At 51.7% G+C, this 18,230-nt stretch carries 17 protein-coding genes; 14 read left to right on the top strand and 3 right to left on the bottom strand.

Features of this window, described 5'->3' with window-relative positions:
- Positions 1–1,685: hypothetical protein (locus NTX59_04530; GenBank protein MCX5784934.1), on the bottom strand; the 1,685-nt coding region annotated here is incomplete at its 3' end.
- A gap of 53 nt (positions 1,686–1,738) precedes the next feature.
- Positions 1,739–2,839, bottom strand: a complete 1,101-nt coding sequence (locus NTX59_04525) for a T9SS type A sorting domain-containing protein (protein MCX5784933.1) — start codon at positions 2,837–2,839, stop codon at positions 1,739–1,741.
- A 333-nt stretch (positions 2,840–3,172) separates the two neighbouring features.
- Between NTX59_04525 and NTX59_04520 the strand changes: the two genes are divergently transcribed.
- The 14 genes from NTX59_04520 to NTX59_04455 all read left to right on the top strand — a co-directional run bounded on the left by NTX59_04520 (position 3,173) and on the right by NTX59_04455 (position 17,368).
- Complete coding sequence (locus NTX59_04520) at positions 3,173–3,547, top strand: response regulator transcription factor (GenBank protein ID MCX5784932.1); 375 nt, start codon at positions 3,173–3,175, stop codon at positions 3,545–3,547.
- An 88-nt stretch (positions 3,548–3,635) separates the two neighbouring features.
- Entirely contained in the window at positions 3,636–4,352 is a 717-nt protein-coding gene (locus NTX59_04515; GenBank protein MCX5784931.1) for a response regulator transcription factor, read from the top strand.
- Positions 4,353–4,354: 2 nt separating this feature from the next.
- On the top strand, positions 4,355–5,251 hold the full coding sequence (locus NTX59_04510) for a hypothetical protein (protein MCX5784930.1): 897 nt from the start codon (positions 4,355–4,357) through the stop codon (positions 5,249–5,251).
- A gap of 61 nt (positions 5,252–5,312) precedes the next feature.
- On the top strand, positions 5,313–5,687 hold the full coding sequence (locus tag NTX59_04505) for a response regulator transcription factor (GenBank protein ID MCX5784929.1): 375 nt from the start codon (positions 5,313–5,315) through the stop codon (positions 5,685–5,687).
- A 107-nt stretch (positions 5,688–5,794) separates the two neighbouring features.
- Positions 5,795–6,556, top strand: a complete 762-nt coding sequence (locus NTX59_04500) for a slipin family protein (protein ID MCX5784928.1) — start codon at positions 5,795–5,797, stop codon at positions 6,554–6,556.
- A gap of 107 nt (positions 6,557–6,663) precedes the next feature.
- A complete protein-coding gene (gene hemW, locus NTX59_04495; GenBank protein MCX5784927.1) occupies positions 6,664–7,755 on the top strand; it encodes a radical SAM family heme chaperone HemW in 1,092 nt (363 codons plus the stop codon).
- Between the two features lie 133 nt (positions 7,756–7,888).
- Positions 7,889–10,642 carry a valine--tRNA ligase gene (locus tag NTX59_04490; GenBank protein ID MCX5784926.1) on the top strand — a complete coding sequence of 918 codons (2,754 nt, stop codon included), beginning with the start codon at positions 7,889–7,891 and terminating at the stop codon, positions 10,640–10,642.
- Positions 10,643–10,690: 48 nt separating this feature from the next.
- A complete protein-coding gene (locus NTX59_04485) occupies positions 10,691–10,984 on the top strand; it encodes a hypothetical protein (GenBank protein MCX5784925.1) in 294 nt (97 codons plus the stop codon).
- Positions 10,985–11,075: 91 nt separating this feature from the next.
- The gene (locus NTX59_04480; GenBank protein MCX5784924.1) at positions 11,076–11,708 is read left to right on the top strand and encodes a hypothetical protein; all 633 of its coding nucleotides are present in this window, start codon (positions 11,076–11,078) and stop codon (positions 11,706–11,708) included.
- 161 nt (positions 11,709–11,869) lie between these two features.
- Positions 11,870–12,835 (top strand): polyprenyl synthetase family protein, encoded by a 966-nt coding sequence (locus tag NTX59_04475; protein MCX5784923.1) that lies wholly within the window; start codon positions 11,870–11,872, stop codon positions 12,833–12,835.
- Between the two features lie 121 nt (positions 12,836–12,956).
- Positions 12,957–13,499 (top strand): peptidoglycan-associated lipoprotein Pal, encoded by a 543-nt coding sequence (pal, locus tag NTX59_04470; protein ID MCX5784922.1) that lies wholly within the window; start codon positions 12,957–12,959, stop codon positions 13,497–13,499.
- A gap of 3 nt (positions 13,500–13,502) precedes the next feature.
- The gene (gene bamD / locus NTX59_04465; GenBank protein MCX5784921.1) at positions 13,503–14,255 is read left to right on the top strand and encodes an outer membrane protein assembly factor BamD; all 753 of its coding nucleotides are present in this window, start codon (positions 13,503–13,505) and stop codon (positions 14,253–14,255) included.
- A gap of 188 nt (positions 14,256–14,443) precedes the next feature.
- Positions 14,444–15,733, top strand: a complete 1,290-nt coding sequence (locus NTX59_04460; protein ID MCX5784920.1) for a DPP IV N-terminal domain-containing protein — start codon at positions 14,444–14,446, stop codon at positions 15,731–15,733.
- Positions 15,734–16,150: 417 nt separating this feature from the next.
- A complete protein-coding gene (locus NTX59_04455; protein MCX5784919.1) occupies positions 16,151–17,368 on the top strand; it encodes a PD-(D/E)XK nuclease family protein in 1,218 nt (405 codons plus the stop codon).
- Positions 17,369–17,728: 360 nt separating this feature from the next.
- Here the strand turns inward: NTX59_04455 and NTX59_04450 are convergent, their stop codons facing one another.
- On the bottom strand, positions 17,729–18,223 hold the full coding sequence (locus tag NTX59_04450) for a transposase (protein ID MCX5784918.1): 495 nt from the start codon (positions 18,221–18,223) through the stop codon (positions 17,729–17,731).
- Positions 18,224–18,230: the final 7 nt, after the last annotated feature.

The following is an 18,230-nucleotide window of genomic DNA, read 5'->3' as shown; positions in this document are numbered from 1 at the left end:
TCGGCCAGAAGCAGCTGCGCCGCTTTCACACCTATGCCGGTAGCAGTGAACGAAGACATGGTCACCGCCCCGCTGCCTGTTATCTGGTTCGCGCCCATTATAAGGTTAGTGGTGGCCGTGTGATTGCCCAGGTTATCGGCGGCTCCTCCGCCGCCTGTTATACAGGTCAACGAGGACCCGTCGCCGAAATATTTTGTAGCTGAGGCGAAGCCCACTATGTACACATTGCTGGACACGCGCACGCCGCCGCCTTGTGCCGCGCCGCTCTCCGGTGAAAAGGCGATATTCTCGGCGAATAGCAACTGCGCCGCTCTCACCCCTATGCCGGTGGCCGTGAACGAAGACATGGTCACAGAACCGGTGCCGGTGATCTGGTTCGCGCCCATTATAAGGTTAGTGGTGGCCGTGTGATTACCCAGGTTGTCAGCGAAGCCTCCGCCGCTGCCTGTTATACCGGTAAGCCCCGACCCGTCGCCGTAATACTTTGTGGCTGAGGCGAAGCCCACTATATACACATTGCTGGACACGCGCACACCGCCGCCTTGTGCCGCGCCGCTCTCCGGTGAAACGACTACATTATCGGCCAGAAGCAGTTGTGCCGCTTTCAATCCTATGCCGGTGGCCGTGAACGAAGACATGGTCACCGCGCCAGTGCCGGTTATCTGGTAAGGGCCCATGATAAGGTTAGTGGTAGCCGTGTGGTTGCCCAGGTTGTCTGCGGCGCCTCCGCCGCTGCCGGTTATACCAGTAAGCGCGGACCCGTCGCCGTAATACTTACTCGCGTATATCCCCCCCCTGCCAGTCATGCGGATGACAGCGGGAACATCCTCCTCGGAGAAAATAACCGCCATATTGCCGCTATAACCGGAAGCGCCGGATAAATAGAGACTGCTGCCATTATACATCCCCGCCCAAACCGAGGAGGCGAAGGAAACAGAATAGCCGGCGCCGCCCGCATTGAGATTGGAAAAAGGATTCAGGATGCCGTCAGCTATAAGATTTGTTGAAACCGGCACGCCCTGCCCCGCTGAACGCAGGCTGACCCCATAGCCAAGCGTAACATTGCCGGTTATGCTGTGCGCGCCAAGGCTTGTTATTGCGTCAATGCCGCCGCCGGCATGAGTGGCGGCATGCGCCGCGCCTGAGCCGGCAGCTGTCGACCAACCTGAGCCAGTCTGGAAATAAAGCATATTTCCAGCGGTATTCATCCATAGATCGCCCTTATTAGGCGATAACGGCTCCGTGTCGCCGCTTGTATATTTTTTACCTGACTGGAGCTCCGAGTTGATCGCGTAAAAGGAAGATGTGAGCTCTTCCCTTGGAGACAGGCGGTTGCCTTCCACTTCAAGCTCCAGCCAGAGGCTGCCGCTCTCCCAGTCAGTAATAGCCGGTGCAAGCGTAACGCGGAACACGCCGGTGGAAAGCTCAACGTTAAAATTCGGGCTGGTCCACAGGGGAGTGACGGCCGAGGCGGAATCGTAAAGCCTGAAAACCATTTTGTGGTTTCCGTTTGCCAGGAAACCGGACTGGCGCAAATTTCCATGATAGTTGAGCTTAAACGGGACTGCCGCGGAAAGGGCGGAGGGTAGAGTGTTCAGGGTAGAGAAAGCGAGGCAGAAAAGCAAAAGCCGGACGAGCCGGGAGGCTACAGTCTTTATCATTTTCGCCGCTTCGACCCTTTTCATATTCCCGCCGTTTTTTATGGCCTAGCGCCAATGCGCACCCACACTCTGCCATGTTACCATATTATCATTAATTTACCGGTTTTTGAATTAGAGCCGGAAACCACGCGCCAGATGTAAACGCCGCTGCCCGCCCTGTCCCCAGAATCGGTCTTTGCGTCCCATTTGATTATATAGGGCGACGGGAGATTGCTCTGGATGGCCATCTTCTTTACCAGCCTGCCGTCCAGAGTGTAAATCTCTATATTTCCACTCTGCGAAAGACCTGCAAAATTGATGCCGCAGTTTGCACAGCTTCCTTCGGCGCCTGTTTGGCCCACTCCGGTTCCCGCATTGGGGCCGTTGGGCCTGAAAGGCACCGGGGACACAAAGATGCTGGAAATGGACTGTACAAGCGAGCCCAGCAGCGTGTAAACGCCCGGCTTGTCGAAATGGATGGTCAGCATTTTTGAGACCCTGTCCGCGCTCACGCCGGGCATCTGCACCCAGCTATTGCGGTCTTCGTCCAGGCTCCAGGCATTCAGGCTGTCCACCCTGACCGGGGGGTTGGAGCCGTCCAGCAGCCCGTCGTTATTGTCGTCCTTGTAGCGGATGTTCATGGTGCCGCCGTTGGGCAGGCTGTCGGTAAAGAAACTCTGATCGTCGAATATCGCTATTTCCGAAAGATTGTTGGAGAACGGCTGGGACCAGGCGCCCTCGTTATGAACCATTTTGTCATCGGCGGTGGTGATCTTTTCCGGGTCTACGGACAGGGGCTGGCTGATGGGGTCTTTGTTCAAGGTGATGTCAAAAGTATCCTTTCCCACGGAATTCGGCGGCAGCGTGAACCGGACATCCCCCGAAGCCGTGGTGAAAACGGTGGTGAGCCCGCCCTGATAAGTGAAATGGGGGGGGTTATAAAAACCGGCCCTGTTGGAGTAATCCCCTCCGCTTGAGAGACCGGGGTTTGCGGGCAGACTGTTCTGGCCGATTGAACCTTGCACGGAATATTCACCGCCGGTCAGCTTATCCCCGCCGCCGTTATCCACCACGGAATATTCCATCTGGTAACCCGCTCCCGACGGCAGCACCGCGCAGGAGACAGGCCGCGCAAACAAAAAAACCGCCGTCAGCAGGCTTAACGCGCTCAGGGATATTTTCAAGGTCGGCTCTTTCATAATCTTTTCACGTTCCGCTATATCTCAGCCCTACTTATAGTATATAGTATAAGGGAGCCTGCCCCGTGAATCCCGAAGAAATCACGAAGTTATCAAGAACAGGGTTGCGAGAGCCGGGCAGTTGGGTAAACGCCGTATTTTGTTATACAATAAGTTTGGCTATGGGTTTTGGCGGGCCGGGCAAGACTTCCAAATTCAGACAGGGCATTTGACGGCCTCACGCCTAAAACATTTGCGATTTTCTTCATGCTCCCGGGGATGCGTAGTTTTGGCATAAGAAGAGTTTATGGGACCGACCGCACTTACAAACGCAGGGCAAAGGAGCTTTCTTTAATGAAAATCCTGGTAGCTGATGACGACGATATTTTCAGGAGTCTGGTAGTTGAAATACTTACCCAAGCCGGTTACGAGGTGGCTGCCGAAAGTAACGGTATGCTTGCCTGGGAGAGGCTCAAGGCGGAAGGCGCGGACATGGCGGTCCTGGACATAGCCATGCCGGAGATGGACGGGTTCGAGCTCTTAAGGCATATCAGGACTGACGACAGGTTTAAAAATATGCCCGCCCTCATGCTGACCATCAGAGCATTAGCCGACGACCAGGTGCAAGGTTACGAGACGGGAGCGGACGATTATCTGACCAAGCCCTTCAATAACGATGTCTTCGTGTCAAGGCTCAAGGTCCTTGAACGCCGCATCCTGAAAAAATAACGAAGTTTGGACATAAGAGGGCAATTATAGTAGAATTTACAGAGTTTTTTTAATTGTCGCCCGGGTTTCCGTGCCGGAAGTATGCATTATGATCGATTTTGTGCTGTGGATAATCGTTTCGGATAAAAAACTCGCCGATAGCTGGTATCGCGTGTTCTCGCGGGAATGCATCAACGTACAACTGGCGGAGACGCTCGCGGAGATCGTCCGGACGGCTGTCGAGGTAAAAGGTCTGGCTCTGGTTGAGTTGGGTGCGGCGGATCTGCCGGACACGAAAACGCTGAAAGCTTTCGTCGCGGGTCAATCTAACCTGTCGGTTATAGCCACAACCGGGAAAGCGAAAGCGACCAATGCTCTGATAGCGGAAACCCTGGAAGCCGGTGCGGATGATTTTATTTTAAGCGAAATAGACGAACAGGTCCTGCTTTCCAAAGTGAAAGCCCATTTAAGGCGCATCCTGCCCAATTTAGCCTCCGCCAGAACGCTGGTCACGTCAAAGAACGGCGATATAGAAATAAACAGGGCGCGCCACACTATAAGAACCGGGCTGAAAAACAAAAAGCAGGACTCAATAGAAGACCTGACACCGAAAGAGTTCGATATTTTATCCATTTTGCTGTGCAATGAAGAGCAGGTGGTTTCGCGTATTTTTCTGATGGAGGAAATCTGGAAAGAGAAATCGGGCCAATTTAATTGCGAAACCATTGATAAACATGTGGAAACGCTCCGCCGTAAACTGGGCACATACGGAAAAAGCATAAAGACGATTTACGGCACGGGTTATCTGCTTAAACTGGAGAAGTAGCGATGGAAAAGAAAAAATCCATATTTTCAGGCATCCCCCCTGCCAACGCGCCCGGCTGGACCGGCGGCGGCGGCTTGAAAGGCGTACAGCCTACGCCTATGCCCCCTCCTCCGCCTAAGGTCGATCTTACGGCTGAATTGCCCCCCCTATTGGCCCCCTTATTGGCCCCCCTGAAAGAAGAAATTAAAAAGTTCAGGGACGAAAACTCAGCCCTGAAGGCGGAATTAAAAAAACTTAAGGAAGAGCTTATAGTCTGGGCTGTAGAGGACCCGGCTAAAGAAAAACCGGCGGTTGAAGGCCGCAAGGTCGTGGTCGGCCGTAATGTTTCGGATACGGAAATATCCTCCATCTTATCAAGGCTTGAAACGCTTTACGCGCTGTTTTCCGATTTCGCCAAAACCGAGGCTAAAGCCAGTTTTCATCTGACGGAACTGAAAGCGGCGCGCAAAGCGGCTATCCTGGAAATGGAGGGGATGAAGCGTGACACCGAGATTTGCCTTAAAAAAAACCTCGCCATGGCCAAGGACAGCGTCCAGTTCAGCCGGGCAAGAGTCGAGCTGGACCTTCAACTGAAAAATTTTGATGAAAGAATAGCCGGAATGGAGAAAAAATTGCAAGCCTCCGTTGATGAAATCGGGCGCAAATTTGAAGCGCTGACAGCCGAATGTGATAAAAGATTCGAGACTTTTAAAAAGACTTTCACAGAGGAGTCGGCTGCCGCAGCGGCGGTTGAATATAAACGCACCTTTAGCCTGACCAAGTCGCTGAAAGAACGGATGGAAACGCTTGAACGCGACTACCAGATAGTTTTAAAGAACAAACTGCTTCTATTGGAGGCAAAGGCACAGGCGATGGAAACGCTGACGAAGAAGCAGGAAACTTCTGAGGATAAGCCCTAAAGGCGGGCGAAAGCCGGAAGCAGGATTCGCTGACTCTCGAACTTCTGAAAAAGACTGATTTATGAAAATACTGGTGGCGGATGATGACAACACTTTCAGATCTCTGGTGACGGAAGTTTTAACCGATGCCGGCTATGAACCGTCTCCGCATGAGAACGGCCTTCTTGCCTGGGAGCATTTGCAGGCCCAAGGGGCGGACATAGCCGTGCTTGATGTAAACATGCCGGAGATGGACGGCATTCAGCTGCTGGGGCACATACGCGCTGATGAACGTTTTAAAAATATGCCGGTGCTGCTGCTCACCATACGGGCTCTTACCGAGGACCAGGTGCAGGGTTATGAGCGCGGAGCCGACGATTACCTTACCAAGCCTTTCTCCAACGAAGTGCTGGTTGCCCGTGTAAAGACGCTGGAGAGGCGGATACTGGGAAAGTAGGGCGGAGCCGCTTTCTGTTGTTATCCGTTGCTTTCTTTGGTAGACTCTAGGAAACCGCCCAAGCGTATTACGGCGCGGCAGATTCGGAACTTTCAGGGAGGTATAATATGTTCAACGCAGGCTTAATGCCGGTTATCATAATAGTCGTGGTGTTGCTGTTTACAAGCATCAAGATACTCAACGAGTATGAAAGGGGCGTAGTACTTACACTTGGACGTTTTACGGGCGTGAAAGGGCCGGGTCTGATAATCCTTATCCCCGGTATACAGCAGATGTTCCGCATAAGCACCCGCGTGATGGTTATGGACGTCCCCCCGCAGGATGTGATAACCCGCGACAATATCTCTGTAAAGGTTAACGCAGTAATATATTTCAGGGTGGTCAACCCGCAGTCCGCCATCCTGAATGTCGACAACTTCACGTATGCCACAAGCCAGCTGGCGCAGACCACGCTGCGCAGTGTTTTGGGCCAGCAGGAACTTGACGACCTGTTAGCCCAGCGCGACAAAATAAATCAGAATCTCCAGCAGATACTGGACCTCCACACCGAGCCCTGGGGCATAAAAATTTCCAGCGTTGAGGTAAAGAATGTGGACCTGCCGCAGGATATGCAGCGCGCCATAGCCCGTCAGGCCGAGGCCGAACGCGAACGCCGCGCCAAAATAATTCACGCGGAAGGAGAATTCCAGGCCTCCCAGAAACTGGCCGATGCCGCAAAGATCATGAGCACTTCGCCCGCGGCCATACAGCTGCGCTATTTGCAGACGCTGACCGAGATATCCACGGAAAAGACCTCAACTATCATTTTCCCCATGCCGATAGACCTTATAGAGATGTTTGTAAACAAGAATAAACCGCCGCAAGCGTAAAGCATGAGCCGGTTATCGGTGACCGGTAATCAGTACTCGGAAATTCGGTAACATGTTTACCGGTTACTGATTACTGGTTACCGGTTACTTTTTTTATTCCCTTAACTATGCCCGGATTATACATTCACATCCCTTTCTGCCGGAAAAAATGCGGCTATTGCGATTTTATCTCTTACGCCGGCAAAGAAAACCGGATTGACGCATATCTGGAAGCGCTGGCAAAAGAAGCCTGCGCGCTCACAGGTCCGGCCTACAGGTTCGATACGCTCTACATCGGCGGCGGCACACCCAGCCTGCTCTCCCCTCCTCAGCTGGAAAAACTCTTTATTCTCACATCGGTCCTTACCGGGCCGGTATCAAAATTGCGGGAAGCCACTTTTGAGGCCAACCCTGAAAGCCTTAACGCGGAAAAAGCCGCCTTGCTTAAAACCGCGGGGATAAACCGCATCAGTCTCGGCCTGCAGGCCTCCCAAAACCGCCTGTTGGGCCGCCTGAAGCGCGTGGCTATGGCGGAAGATTTCACACGGGCGTACAAAACGCTGCGCGTGGCGGGCTTTGACAATATAAATGCCGACCTTATGTGCGGCCTGCCGGACCAGAGCGTTACGGATTTTATGGAGTCGCTGGCCTGGCTGCTGGCAATGGAGCCGGAACATATTTCGCTCTATGCGCTTGAAGTACACGAGGGCACGCCCTTCCACCGCGAAGGAGTGAAAGAAACCCCCGATGCGGCCGCGGATATGTATGAAACGGCCGCGAAAACGCTTGAGAAAGCGGGTCTGAAGCGTTATGAAATTTCAAATTTCGCGCGCGAAGGCCGCCAGTCCCTGCATAACCTGAATTATTGGGAACAGGGAAGCTACCTGGGGCTGGGCGCCGCCGCAGCCTCCTATCTGGCCGGGGAACGCCGGACAAATACCGCGGACCTGGAAATCTACATAAGTTCCGCGCTGGCGGATGGACGCTCCCGGGCCGAATACAGCGAAACCCTTGCCGGCCGCGCCAAAAAGGCGGAGCGCATAATGCTGGGGCTTCGCAAAACAGCGGGAATTGAACTCGAAGATGATATAATTATAGAATTCAGCAGTGAGATAGACCGCCTGCTGCGCCTTGGCCTGATAGAGAAAAAAGGCCGGGTGATAAAGATAAAAAGCGGTAAGCTGTACCTTTCAAACGCCGTTTTCAGAGAGTTTGTATAAGGGGAACAGCCGTCTGGGAGTCTGAGAGTCTAAGTGTCTGAGCGTCTGAGAGTCGAGGTTTGACTCTAAGACTCTTCGACTCCAAGACCCTAAGACCCCAAGACTCTTAGACGCAACTCAGTAGAAGGACACCATGTTAAGCAAGACTTATGATCCCAAGCCGGTAGAAGCCAAGTGGGCCGACGCCTGGCAAAAAGACAGGCTTTTTATTTCAAGCCCGAGTCCTGACCGCAAGCCTTTCGTTGTGGTGATCCCCCCTCCGAACATAACCGGCGCCCTGCACATGGGACACGCCCTTACCTACACTCTGCAGGATGTGCTGGTGCGCTATCAGCGGATGCTCGGCCGGGAAGCCTGCTGGGTGCCTGGCACCGACCACGGCGGCATTGCCACCCAGAACGTAATGGAAAAAATGCTTAAAGCCGAGGGGAAAAGCCGCCACGATCTGGGCCGCGAAGAATTTTTAAAGCGCACCTGGGCCTGGTACGGAGAATGCGGTACCCTCATATTAAGCCAGCTTCGCAAGCTGGGCTGCGCCCTCGATCTCAACCCCGGCAATGTGCGCTTCACCATGGACGAGAAACGGGCCGCTTCCGTGTACGAAACTTTCCGGTCGCTTTGGAAGAAAGGACTTATTTACCGCGGCGAGCGCATGATAAACTGGTGCACGCGCTGCGGAACCGCACTCTCGGACATTGAAGTTGAACACGAGGACGAAAAATCAAAGTTATGGCACATACGCTACGCTTTTGAAGACAGCTCCGGCTTTGTTACCGTGGCCACCACCCGGCCTGAAACCATGCTAGGCGACACCGCGGTTGCCGTGCATCCGGAAGATGAAAGATATAAAGGTATGGCCGGCAAAAAGCTGCGGCTGCCGCTGACTGACCGCCTTATACCGTTGGTGACCGACGAGGGAGTGGAAAAAGGCTTCGGCACGGGCGCGGTTAAAGTGACCCCCGCCCACGACCCGCTTGATTTTGAGATCGGCCAGCGCCACAGTCTGGAAGTTATACGCGTAATTTCCTATGAAGGCCACATGACTAATTGTCCGGCCAAATACTCGAACTTGAGCGTACAGGCGGCCCGCAAGCTGATAGTTGAAGACCTGGCCGCAGCCGGCCTGCTTGAAAAAGAGGAACATTATAAACATTCAGTAAGCAAATGTTCCCGCTGCAATCAGCACATAGAACCGCTGGTTTCCGAGCAATGGTTCGTAACAATGAAAGGCCTGGCGGCACCCGCAATAGCCGCCGCCGATAACGGGGACGTCAAATTCTATCCCCCTTCCTGGAAAAAGCCTTTTACGGAGTGGCTGGGCAACATACAGGACTGGTGCATTTCCCGCCAGATCTGGTGGGGTCACCGCATTCCCGCCTGGTACTGCCGCAAATGCTCGGGGCCGGGCCTTAAATTCTCGGAGAGCGGGGACCTTTCGCGGGTCTCTTTCAGCCAGGGAGCCAAACCTGTAATTTCCTTCGAGAAACCCGCCGCCTGCCCTGATTGCGGTGGAACGGACCTGCTGCAGGATCCGGATGTGCTGGACACCTGGTTCTCTGCGGCACTGTGGCCTTTTTCCATTTTCGGCTGGCCGGAAAAGACAAAAGAGCTGGCATACTATTATCCCGCCTCAGTGCTGGTCACCGGATACGAAATACTTTACCTGTGGGTGGCCCGCATGGTAATGAGCGGCATTGAACATATGGGGCGTCCGCCGTTCAGCCAGGTGTATCTGCACGGCATCGTGCGGGACAAGCACGGCAAAAAGATGTCTAAGTCTCTAGGCAATGTTATAGATCCGCTGGTTATGATAGAAAAATACGGCACCGACGCCATACGTTTCTCTCTTATGGCGCAGACTCTGGGAGGAAAGGATATCCCCTTCTCCGACGACGCCATAATAGGCGGCCGTAATTTCGTGAACAAGCTTTACAACGCGGCGCGCTTCATACAGATGTACCTGCCTGAAACGCCAGCACCGGCAAGCTCCGCGCGCCCGGACGAACTTGCCGACCGCTGGATAATGGAACGCTACGCCGAAGCGCTTGAACGCTCAAAGGCGGCCATGGCTGAATACGACCTTCCCAAGGCCCAGGACGCGCTTTACTCCTTCGTATGGGACGACCTGTGCGACTGGTACCTGGAACTGGCAAAACCCCGCCTTGCCGGGCCGGATAAGGAAAAAGTGCTTGGGTTCATGCTTGAGCTTTTTACGGGCGCCTTGAAAGCTCTGCATCCTTTCATGCCTTTTATAACAGAGGAGCTTTATTCAAGCCTGAAACCGTATCTTAAAACATCAGAAGTCAGAAGCCAGAAGTCAGAAGGAATAGAAAACGGCAAGGGCAAACAGGACAACGCGGGCTATTTGTTGCAGGAAAGCTGGCCGGAGACCCCTAAAACCGCCACCGGCGCTTCGGCGCTTATGAAAGAGCTTATGGACGTGACTACCCAGATACGCACGGCCCGCGCTCAGTTTGAAATACCGCCGGGCAAAACAATAAAGATCCTGGCGGCCTCTTCCGACGCGGCCGCGCTTGAACGTCTTAAGGCCGGCGCCGGCTATGTTAAACTGCTGGCCAAGGTGGAAGACTTCACTCTGGGAGAGGGTCTTGCCAAACCGCCAAGATCGGTAAGCGCCATTTCAGGGCCTTTTAATATATACATGCCTATAGACGGGGCGGTGGATCTGGAAAAAGAAAAAGGCCGGCTGGCCAAAGAACTGGAGCGCATCCGCCTAGAAAACGCGCAATGCCTTGTGCGCCTGAACGACCCGTTATTCGCGGCACACGCCCCGGCCGCCGAAGTTGAAAAAATAAAAGCCAGATCCTCGGACACCGCCGGAAAAATTTCAAGGCTTACGGCCATCCTGGAGGAAATCAGTGATTAAATTTCAGGAATTTCCGCCGGGCGGCTGGACAGCTGATAAGGCGGCTTTATGAACACACGAAGGTTCTGGATACGCAAAGACCGGGAGCAATACCTGCTCAGCGGAGTTATAATCACCTGCGTGATAGGCAGTTTTGTATCCGCGTATTGGCATTTTTCCGACCGCACCCAGGTAAAAAGAGAGATAAGAGTAAAGGCCAGCGCGCCGAAAGAAACAATGAAAAGGCTGAAAGAAGTACAATTTTCCGCGCAAAAGCTGAAGATAGGCAATACCAGTTATTATAAAATCGATTCCGACACCAGGCATGTGATACCGAAACTCGGAGAAGAAGATGGGAATTAGAATTAAGAGCAGGGTTTAGGGGAAAGCGGATAGGGGATTAGGGAAGGAGTTCATTATTTCCACACCCCCTGCCTTGATCCAAGGACATTAAATGAGAGCAAAAATATATTACCCGCTAATACTGGCCGCCGGCCTTGGCCTGGCCTTCCTTTTGGCCGCTCCGGTTTCGGCTATTAACTACACCGACAAGAACGCTCAGAGCTTTGACTATTCCCCCGAAGATAACCAGGCCACACCCGCCATACCGCAGCCTACCGTAACCGAAGAGTATGAAGATGCTGAAATAATTGACGACCCGTTTTACGGGATAGTGGTGGTTTCAAAACAAAGATGGAAAAACTGGGTATTACGCTCCGTGTACCTGCTTTTAATAGACATAGCCCTGATAATGCTTGTTATCTCGCTGCCTAAAAACGACGAATACAACATCGTCATTTCCTATCTGTTTTTGGGAGCGAGTTTTGTGCTGGCTTTCTGGGAATTTCTGTGCGCGGTTTTCCTGTTCCGGCTGAATTCGGCTTCGTGGTTATATATAGCGCCGGCGTCGTTTATTATGGCGGGGGTTTTCTATCTGGTACTTTTAAAAGTCAAAAAATTCGACGTTTCACTTTCCGAGCTGAAAGAATCCTTCCAGCAGATGAGCACTGTCAATAAAGAGGACGCGCGCCTGACTTCGGTGGACGGCACTCCCAGCGACTGGCCGGAAGTGGATTTTATAAAATAGGGCGGCTGAAAAAATCAGCAGCCCTGTGATCGCAGCACAAAAACCGCCATCGGAGATAAAAGACATCTCATCTTAAACTCCCCAAAAAGCATAACTTCAGACACTGCGGGGCTTCCCCGTAAAACAAACGCTCAGCCGGCAAAATGCTAAAATAGTCGTTCATGCTTAAAACTGACGGCCTTGCGCTCTCGCTGAAACGGGTAGATGACGGGATCGGCGGGCTTTTGCGCGGCATCGACCCTTCTGTTTTTGACATAAGCCGGATTCCTTTCAATTTTCTTGGCAAGGCCGCCAGGGCCCGCTTTTCAATCCTGATGGGGGACGCCCTTGGCATCAAACGCCCGCTCTCGGAGCGCGTGGGCATTGCCGCCGAACTTACGCACACGGCCTCTCTTTTGCATGACGACTGCGTAGACAAAGCCTCCACCAGAAGGGGCGTTCCCACGCTTAACGCGTCTTTGGGCGTCAATAAGGCCATACTTGTCGGCGACCTGCTGATAGCCATTGCCTTTGACCGGGCGGCGCAGGCGGCGCCTGGCGCGGCCGAAGAGCTGGTGAACTCCGTACACCGCATGACCGAAGGCGCTCTGCTTGAGGAAAATTCAAAAGGCCTGGGCATGAGCGAGGAAGAAATTTATCGCATTATCGCTTTAAAAACCGGCTCTTTGTTCCGCTGGTGCGCGCTCACCCTGTCCCGCCTTGCAAAAAAGCCGGCCCTGTTCGAGCCCTGCGCCCGTCTTGGGGAGGAAACAGGCGTCTGCTTTCAACTGGTGGACGACGCGCTTGATTTTGAAAGCGAAGCGTCAAACTCCGGCAAGGACAGATTTAAAGATATTTTTGACGGTAAACGCACCCTGCCGCTTATTTTGGCGCTTAAAGATAAAGTTTCCGGACCGGAGCTTGAAAAGCTCATGGCCGCTTTTTCCGCCTCCGGCTCAAGAGATTTGATAAGCGTGATGCGCGCGGCCGACATAGTGGTAAAAAGAGGCTTTGCCAAAGCCGCCCGGGAAAAAGCGCGCGAACGGGCGCGGGCCGCCATCTTTCCGCTGGTAGAGCTGCTGCCGGAAAAAGACCGTGCCGCAGAATTAAAAAATTACATAAACGCGCTGACCGAGAGGACGGCGTAACAAGCCGCAAGTTGCAGGTCACAAGTTACAAGTTAAAGCGCATCTGCCTGTTAATTCGTTTGTGTTTTGTCTGTTTTTTTTATAGATTATATACGCGAGTTTAATGTATACGGAGGAATTGATGAAAATCAGACTTTTAGTTTTGGCCGCTTTGCCGCTTTTAGCGCTTAGTCTTGCTTCTTGCGTCAATAAAAACGTAAAAAACGCCGCCGGCGCCAAAACCGACATGGTTACCGACACTACTACTGCCCCCACTCTTGAGATACAGGAAAGCACCGACACCGCCGGCTACGAGGCGAATATACGCGGCGGGGAATTTGTTTCACAGGAAAACATTGTAACCGTCAATTTTGATCTGGACAGCTACACGCTGTCCGAGGCGTCAAGACAGGCCCTGCAGAAAAACGCCGATATACTGAAGACCCACAAAGACTGGACCGTGATGGTGGAAGGCCATTGCGACCAGCGCGGAACGATCGAATACAATCTGGCGCTTGGCCAGAAAAGGGCCAAAGAGGTGCGCGACTACTACGTCCGCCTTGGCGTTTCCGACAGCGCGCTCGGCACCATTTCCTACGGCAAGGAAAAACCCCTTTGCAGCGAGGAAACTGAAACCTGCTGGCAGCAGAACAGACGCGCTGAGACCAAAGTAAAGGCAAAGTAAAACATGGTAAAACTAAAACACCTGCTTTTGTTTCCGGCGCTGATAGCCGCCGCCGGCTGCGTGGCCACCCAGCATGACATGCTGCAGATGCAGAGCCAGATGGATGACCTGAACACCAATCTTAACAACATGCAAAAAAATCAGGCGGACCTGGCCGTGAAGATGGACAATCTCTCCACAAGCCTGAATGTGTTCTCGGAAAGCCTGAAAGACATCACCTCGCGCATGGAAAAACTTTCCTCGCGCCTTGATGAAGTGGACTCGGGCATGAACAAGCGAGTGAACGCCATAGGGCAGACCATAAAAAAACAGCAGGAAGAGGTGGAAACCGCCCTGCTTCCCGCCAAAATATATAACGACGCGTACTCCGCTTTCCTCAACAATAACTTTGACGCCTCCGTCAGCGGCTTTAAGAATTATCTCTCCCGCTTCCCCGCGGGCGATATGGCGGAAGGCGCTTATTATTACCTGGGGGAATCGCTATACCTCAAGGGACACTGGAAAGAGGCGGCCATGTCCTACGGCACCACTCTTGAGAAATATCCCAAATCACAGCGCGTGCCGGTAGTCCGGCTTAAATACGCGCTTTCCATATTGAAACTGCCGGAAGATAAAAAAGGCGAGGCCATCAGTTACCTGCAATCCATAGAAACGGATTTTCCAAAATCAGCCGAGGCTAAAACAGCAAGAGAGTATCTTTTAAAGCTTAACCCCGCCAAGGCCGACGCGCACAAGGCAAAACCCGCGCACCATTAATATCCGTGGAACAGTGAGCAGTGAGCAACGAACAGCAAATAGCGAACAGTGATTTCAAGGAAATCCTTAAGCCCGTTGCGTTTTTTTGGTTTTCAACAAAGCGCTGAAGTCTCCGGAATCATACAACGCTCCAGTTCCGATTTCAGCGCTTCAGAACTTCCAGCTCTTCAGCGCTATTTAAGAAATCCATGAAAAAATCGGTCATTCTGGCGATATTTCTGCTTTTCCGCGCGGGAGCCGCCCGCGCGGAGACGGAAGTTTATATAGGCGTGGAAAACCAGAGAGAAGTCCCCAAAACCGCGCTTGCACTGGCCTCTTTTTTACCCTCGCGCTTAGACTCGCCTGAGGACCTGAAGCTGGCTGAAACTTTCCGCGATATAGTGCGTTCGGATCTGCTTTACTCCAGATATTTCGATTTAAAAGAAGAACCGTTGAATACCGTCAATTTAAGTTCCGGTCCTGAAGCCATGGCATTTTGGAAAAACCTGGCGGGACATCTTATTACGGCCAAAGCTTCGGACCTGGGAAAAGTATGGACATTCTCAGGAAGGATTTATGACCTGGAAACCGGCAAGGTACTGCTTGACAAGTATTATCAGGGCGAGCCGCGCGCCCTCAGACGCGCGGCGCATCTTTTCGCGGACGACGCTGTGCTGCGTCTGACCGGGCGCAGGGGCATCGCCCATTCAAAGCTCGCCTTCGCGAATAACACCACCGGCAACAAGGAAATTTACTCCATTGACTACGACGGTGAAAACCTCATCCGGCTCACCCACGACAAATCAATAGCCCTTTTGCCGCGCTGGTCACAGGACGCTTCGCGCATTTATTACACCACTTACCGTTACAACAACCCCGACATGTTCGAAATTGACATGAAAGCCGGCAAGATCCGACCCTTCACCACCTTTCAGGGCCTCAATATTCCCGGCGGCATCTCGCCCGACGGAATGACCATGGTAATGACTTTGTCGCGGGGCGACGACCCCAATATCTACGCTCTTGACGTGGTTACTAAAGCGCTGAAAAAACTCCTGACCAATTTCGCGGTAAGTTCCTCGCCCACCTATTCTCCCGACGGCAAACAGATAGCCTTTATTTCGAACCGCTCCGGCAACCCGCAGGTGCATGTGCTTGAAACGGATTCCGGCAAAATACGCCGCCTGACCCGCCTGAACTGGTGTGATTCGCCCTCATGGTCCCCCGCGGGCGACTGGATAGTGTTTTCCGGGCGCGAAACCCCCCAGGAGAACATGAATATTTTTCTGACCGACCTCACGGGCGGCCAAATACGGCGCCTCACAAATAAAGCGGGGAACAATGAAGACCCCTCCTGGTCACCCGATGGCCGTTTTATAGCTTTTACCTCAACAAGACGCGGCCGCAGAGAAATTTTCATAATGGATTCCGACGGCAGCGCCCCGCATCCCCTTACCGAACTTGAAGGTAATTCCTATACCCCTAACTGGGGGCCGTAGTTTCTGGATTTAATAATTATTTATTTAAAGGAGCCAGCAGGTTCCCTGGGCGCTCCGAGACCGGGTTTTGGGGAAGAAGCCCGTGGTCTTCCGCCGGCGTGCGAACTCGCCTCGCACACAGTGCGAGGCTCAGACATTCACCGCCGTCGCTAATGATAGCGATACGCTCCAGACCACGGACTTAAAACCCTCGAATGGAGCGCCCAGGGAACCTGCTGGCTCCTTTGTGATATTTATTATAAACCGTGAAAAACTTTAAAATATTATAACAACCCCGCCCTTTTATGATACAGCCGAATTACCCGCCCACAAGATCGCAACCAAGCTTGTAAAAATTTAAGCCATGGCCCTGATTTGGGGTATAATATCCAAAGTAATTAGGGGCGTCAGCCAATAAATAATTAAAATATGCGAGACATGATTACTATCTTAAAGCTGCTAGATGACAATTTCTTTCACCAATTTGAGAAATATGCTGACAACAACTCAGTATTGGATATTTTTCAAGATCTTATTAATGAGAATGCTTTTTCAAGAATTATTGCGTATTTTTTAAATAGCGGTGAGTCACATGGTTTAGGGGATTATTTTCTTAAACAATTTCTTTTGATTTTCAAGAAGGATGTTAAATCTTGTGACTCACTTGAGTCCAACACTTCTTCTCCTTGGAAAACACATGAGAATAAATTCCTTGATATATTAGTTACAGTTAAAGATTCTCAGAGCAAGGGGGCGAGCAAAACAATATTGGCTTTAGGAATAGAAAATAAAGTTTTTGCAAAAGAAAGAGATGCTCAATTATCCGACTATCAGAAAGCTCTCATACATTCTTTTCCGAAATCACCCAAATTATTGGTCTTCCTTAATCCATTGGGAAAAGCTCCAAAAACCGCAAGCGATAAATTAGCATCTAACTGTCTGGTTCGTGCACTATCTTATAAAGAATTACTCCCCGTTGCGTTACACTCTCAAGCAAGGTGCCAGAACGCAGATGCGAAAATGTTACTCAAAGCGTTTCCGATTTATATTGAAAAGCATATTTTAGAGTGCACAAACGGAGGGACTGTGAAAAGTTCTATAAAAACAAAGATTTCCAGTAGTCCGAGAAGACAAAATGCTTTAGAACTGATTAGGAAAAATATTTTTTTACCAAATTTGAGAAATTTAATCTACGAGTATTTGGTGCGAGAATTAAAGACTGAATATCCAAGCGCATATATTGCATGGCATCATCCTAGGGCAACACCATATCCCCGAGAATTCAACATTTCACTTCAAGGCTTGTATCAAGATGATTTTGAGGTTTATTACCAGTTACATTCGGATGATAACTCAGCCACTTTTACTATTAGACTAATGGCATGGTGTGGTAAAAAGGATGGTTCTGGTCAGTCGCCTAAATATGTCGAATACGCGGAAAATATGCGAAAGGCTGTCAAATCAAAATTGCCGAAACTCGAAGGCACCATGAAGCAATGGCCTTGTTGGAGGTGTATCTGGGCAGGTCCTGAGTATAAGATTGCTGATAGTGACATTACAAATGTGGAATCCGAGGGACTTAAAAAATTTGTGCTCGATGTAATCGATAATACCTACAAACCTGTTGTTTCATATCTTCACAAACATAAAATATAATTTCGGGTGCAGAAAGAACTCAGGCTACTTTTTTAATAAAAGTAGCCTGAGTTTTTTATAGGCTTGGCTGCGACCTTGGGGGTGGGATAGGATTCACCATCAGGGTGGGGTTATTTATATAAAGTAAGGAAGGAAAATTTTGGGAGTGGAACCGGCGGGTTTGGCATCCCGCTCCCTTAGCGGATGGGGGGCCCCGTTTCGGGGGGAAACCACGGGAGGGGTTCCTGCGGGAGCGGGATGCCAAACCCGCTGGTCGCCACGACTTTGCAAACCTGCAAAAAAATTCCAGTGAACCGATTTAACCGCGCATGAAGCGGCTACCGGTTTTTACTGAGCAGATATTAAAATGATACGGAAGGTTTATTTTCCGAACAGACCGCGGATGGAGGTGATGATGGAACCCAGGATGCCGGGCCTTTCCTGGGCGCGCGATTTCGGGCGGACAAATTTCTGCTCTCGGAGTATCCTGGCCACGTCGCCTTCAAGGTAATCAAAAAAATCCTCTCCGAGACGCTTCCTGCGCTCCGAAAGAAGCCCGGAAGCCGGCGCATTCTCCGTCACGAAATACTCGCAGCCGCAAAAGGCCTGTATGTAAGGATTTTCCTTGAACTCGTTGACGGCCTCGTCGTCCGACAGGTTCTTGAGTTGTTTAAGAATGAGAAGTCCGCAAACGAGCCGCGAATCTTTGGCGGGGCGGCCTGTCTCTGAAAAATAGCGTCCGTAGAGCTCATCAAGACGCTCCCACGGGATGATCGAAGCCAGCTTCAGCCAGCGGTTGGAAGAATCAAGCTTGACGCCCAGATGGAAAAAGTCCGGGAAAAGTTTGGGGGTGTTGCTGTCTTTAGGGATGTACATATCGGAT

The sequence above is a fragment of the Elusimicrobiota bacterium genome, from assembly GCA_026388155.1.
Lineage (GTDB): Bacteria > Elusimicrobiota > Elusimicrobia > Elusimicrobiales > UBA9959 > UBA9634.
This window is presented reverse-complemented; position numbering and strand designations above follow the sequence as displayed.

Excerpts from the sequence above, each read along its gene's own strand:
- NTX59_04455 (MCX5784919.1), top strand. The coding sequence starts at position 16,151 with ATGATTACTATCTTAAAGCTGCTAGATGACAATTTCTTTCACCAATTT.
- NTX59_04475 (MCX5784923.1), top strand. The coding sequence starts at position 11,870 with ATGCTTAAAACTGACGGCCTTGCGCTCTCGCTGAAACGGGTAGATGAC.
- NTX59_04520 (MCX5784932.1), top strand. The coding sequence starts at position 3,173 with ATGAAAATCCTGGTAGCTGATGACGACGATATTTTCAGGAGTCTGGTA.
- pal (MCX5784922.1), top strand. The coding sequence starts at position 12,957 with ATGAAAATCAGACTTTTAGTTTTGGCCGCTTTGCCGCTTTTAGCGCTT.
- NTX59_04450 (MCX5784918.1), bottom strand. The coding sequence starts at position 18,223 with ATGTACATCCCTAAAGACAGCAACACCCCCAAACTTTTCCCGGACTTT.
- NTX59_04510 (MCX5784930.1), top strand. The coding sequence starts at position 4,355 with ATGGAAAAGAAAAAATCCATATTTTCAGGCATCCCCCCTGCCAACGCG.
- NTX59_04460 (MCX5784920.1), top strand. The coding sequence starts at position 14,444 with ATGAAAAAATCGGTCATTCTGGCGATATTTCTGCTTTTCCGCGCGGGA.
- hemW (MCX5784927.1), top strand. The coding sequence starts at position 6,664 with ATGCCCGGATTATACATTCACATCCCTTTCTGCCGGAAAAAATGCGGC.
- NTX59_04515 (MCX5784931.1), top strand. The coding sequence starts at position 3,636 with ATGATCGATTTTGTGCTGTGGATAATCGTTTCGGATAAAAAACTCGCC.
- NTX59_04500 (MCX5784928.1), top strand. The coding sequence starts at position 5,795 with ATGTTCAACGCAGGCTTAATGCCGGTTATCATAATAGTCGTGGTGTTG.
- NTX59_04485 (MCX5784925.1), top strand. The coding sequence starts at position 10,691 with ATGAACACACGAAGGTTCTGGATACGCAAAGACCGGGAGCAATACCTG.
- NTX59_04505 (MCX5784929.1), top strand. The coding sequence starts at position 5,313 with ATGAAAATACTGGTGGCGGATGATGACAACACTTTCAGATCTCTGGTG.
- bamD (MCX5784921.1), top strand. The coding sequence starts at position 13,503 with ATGGTAAAACTAAAACACCTGCTTTTGTTTCCGGCGCTGATAGCCGCC.
- NTX59_04490 (MCX5784926.1), top strand. The coding sequence starts at position 7,889 with ATGTTAAGCAAGACTTATGATCCCAAGCCGGTAGAAGCCAAGTGGGCC.
- NTX59_04480 (MCX5784924.1), top strand. The coding sequence starts at position 11,076 with ATGAGAGCAAAAATATATTACCCGCTAATACTGGCCGCCGGCCTTGGC.
- NTX59_04525 (MCX5784933.1), bottom strand. The coding sequence starts at position 2,839 with ATGAAAGAGCCGACCTTGAAAATATCCCTGAGCGCGTTAAGCCTGCTG.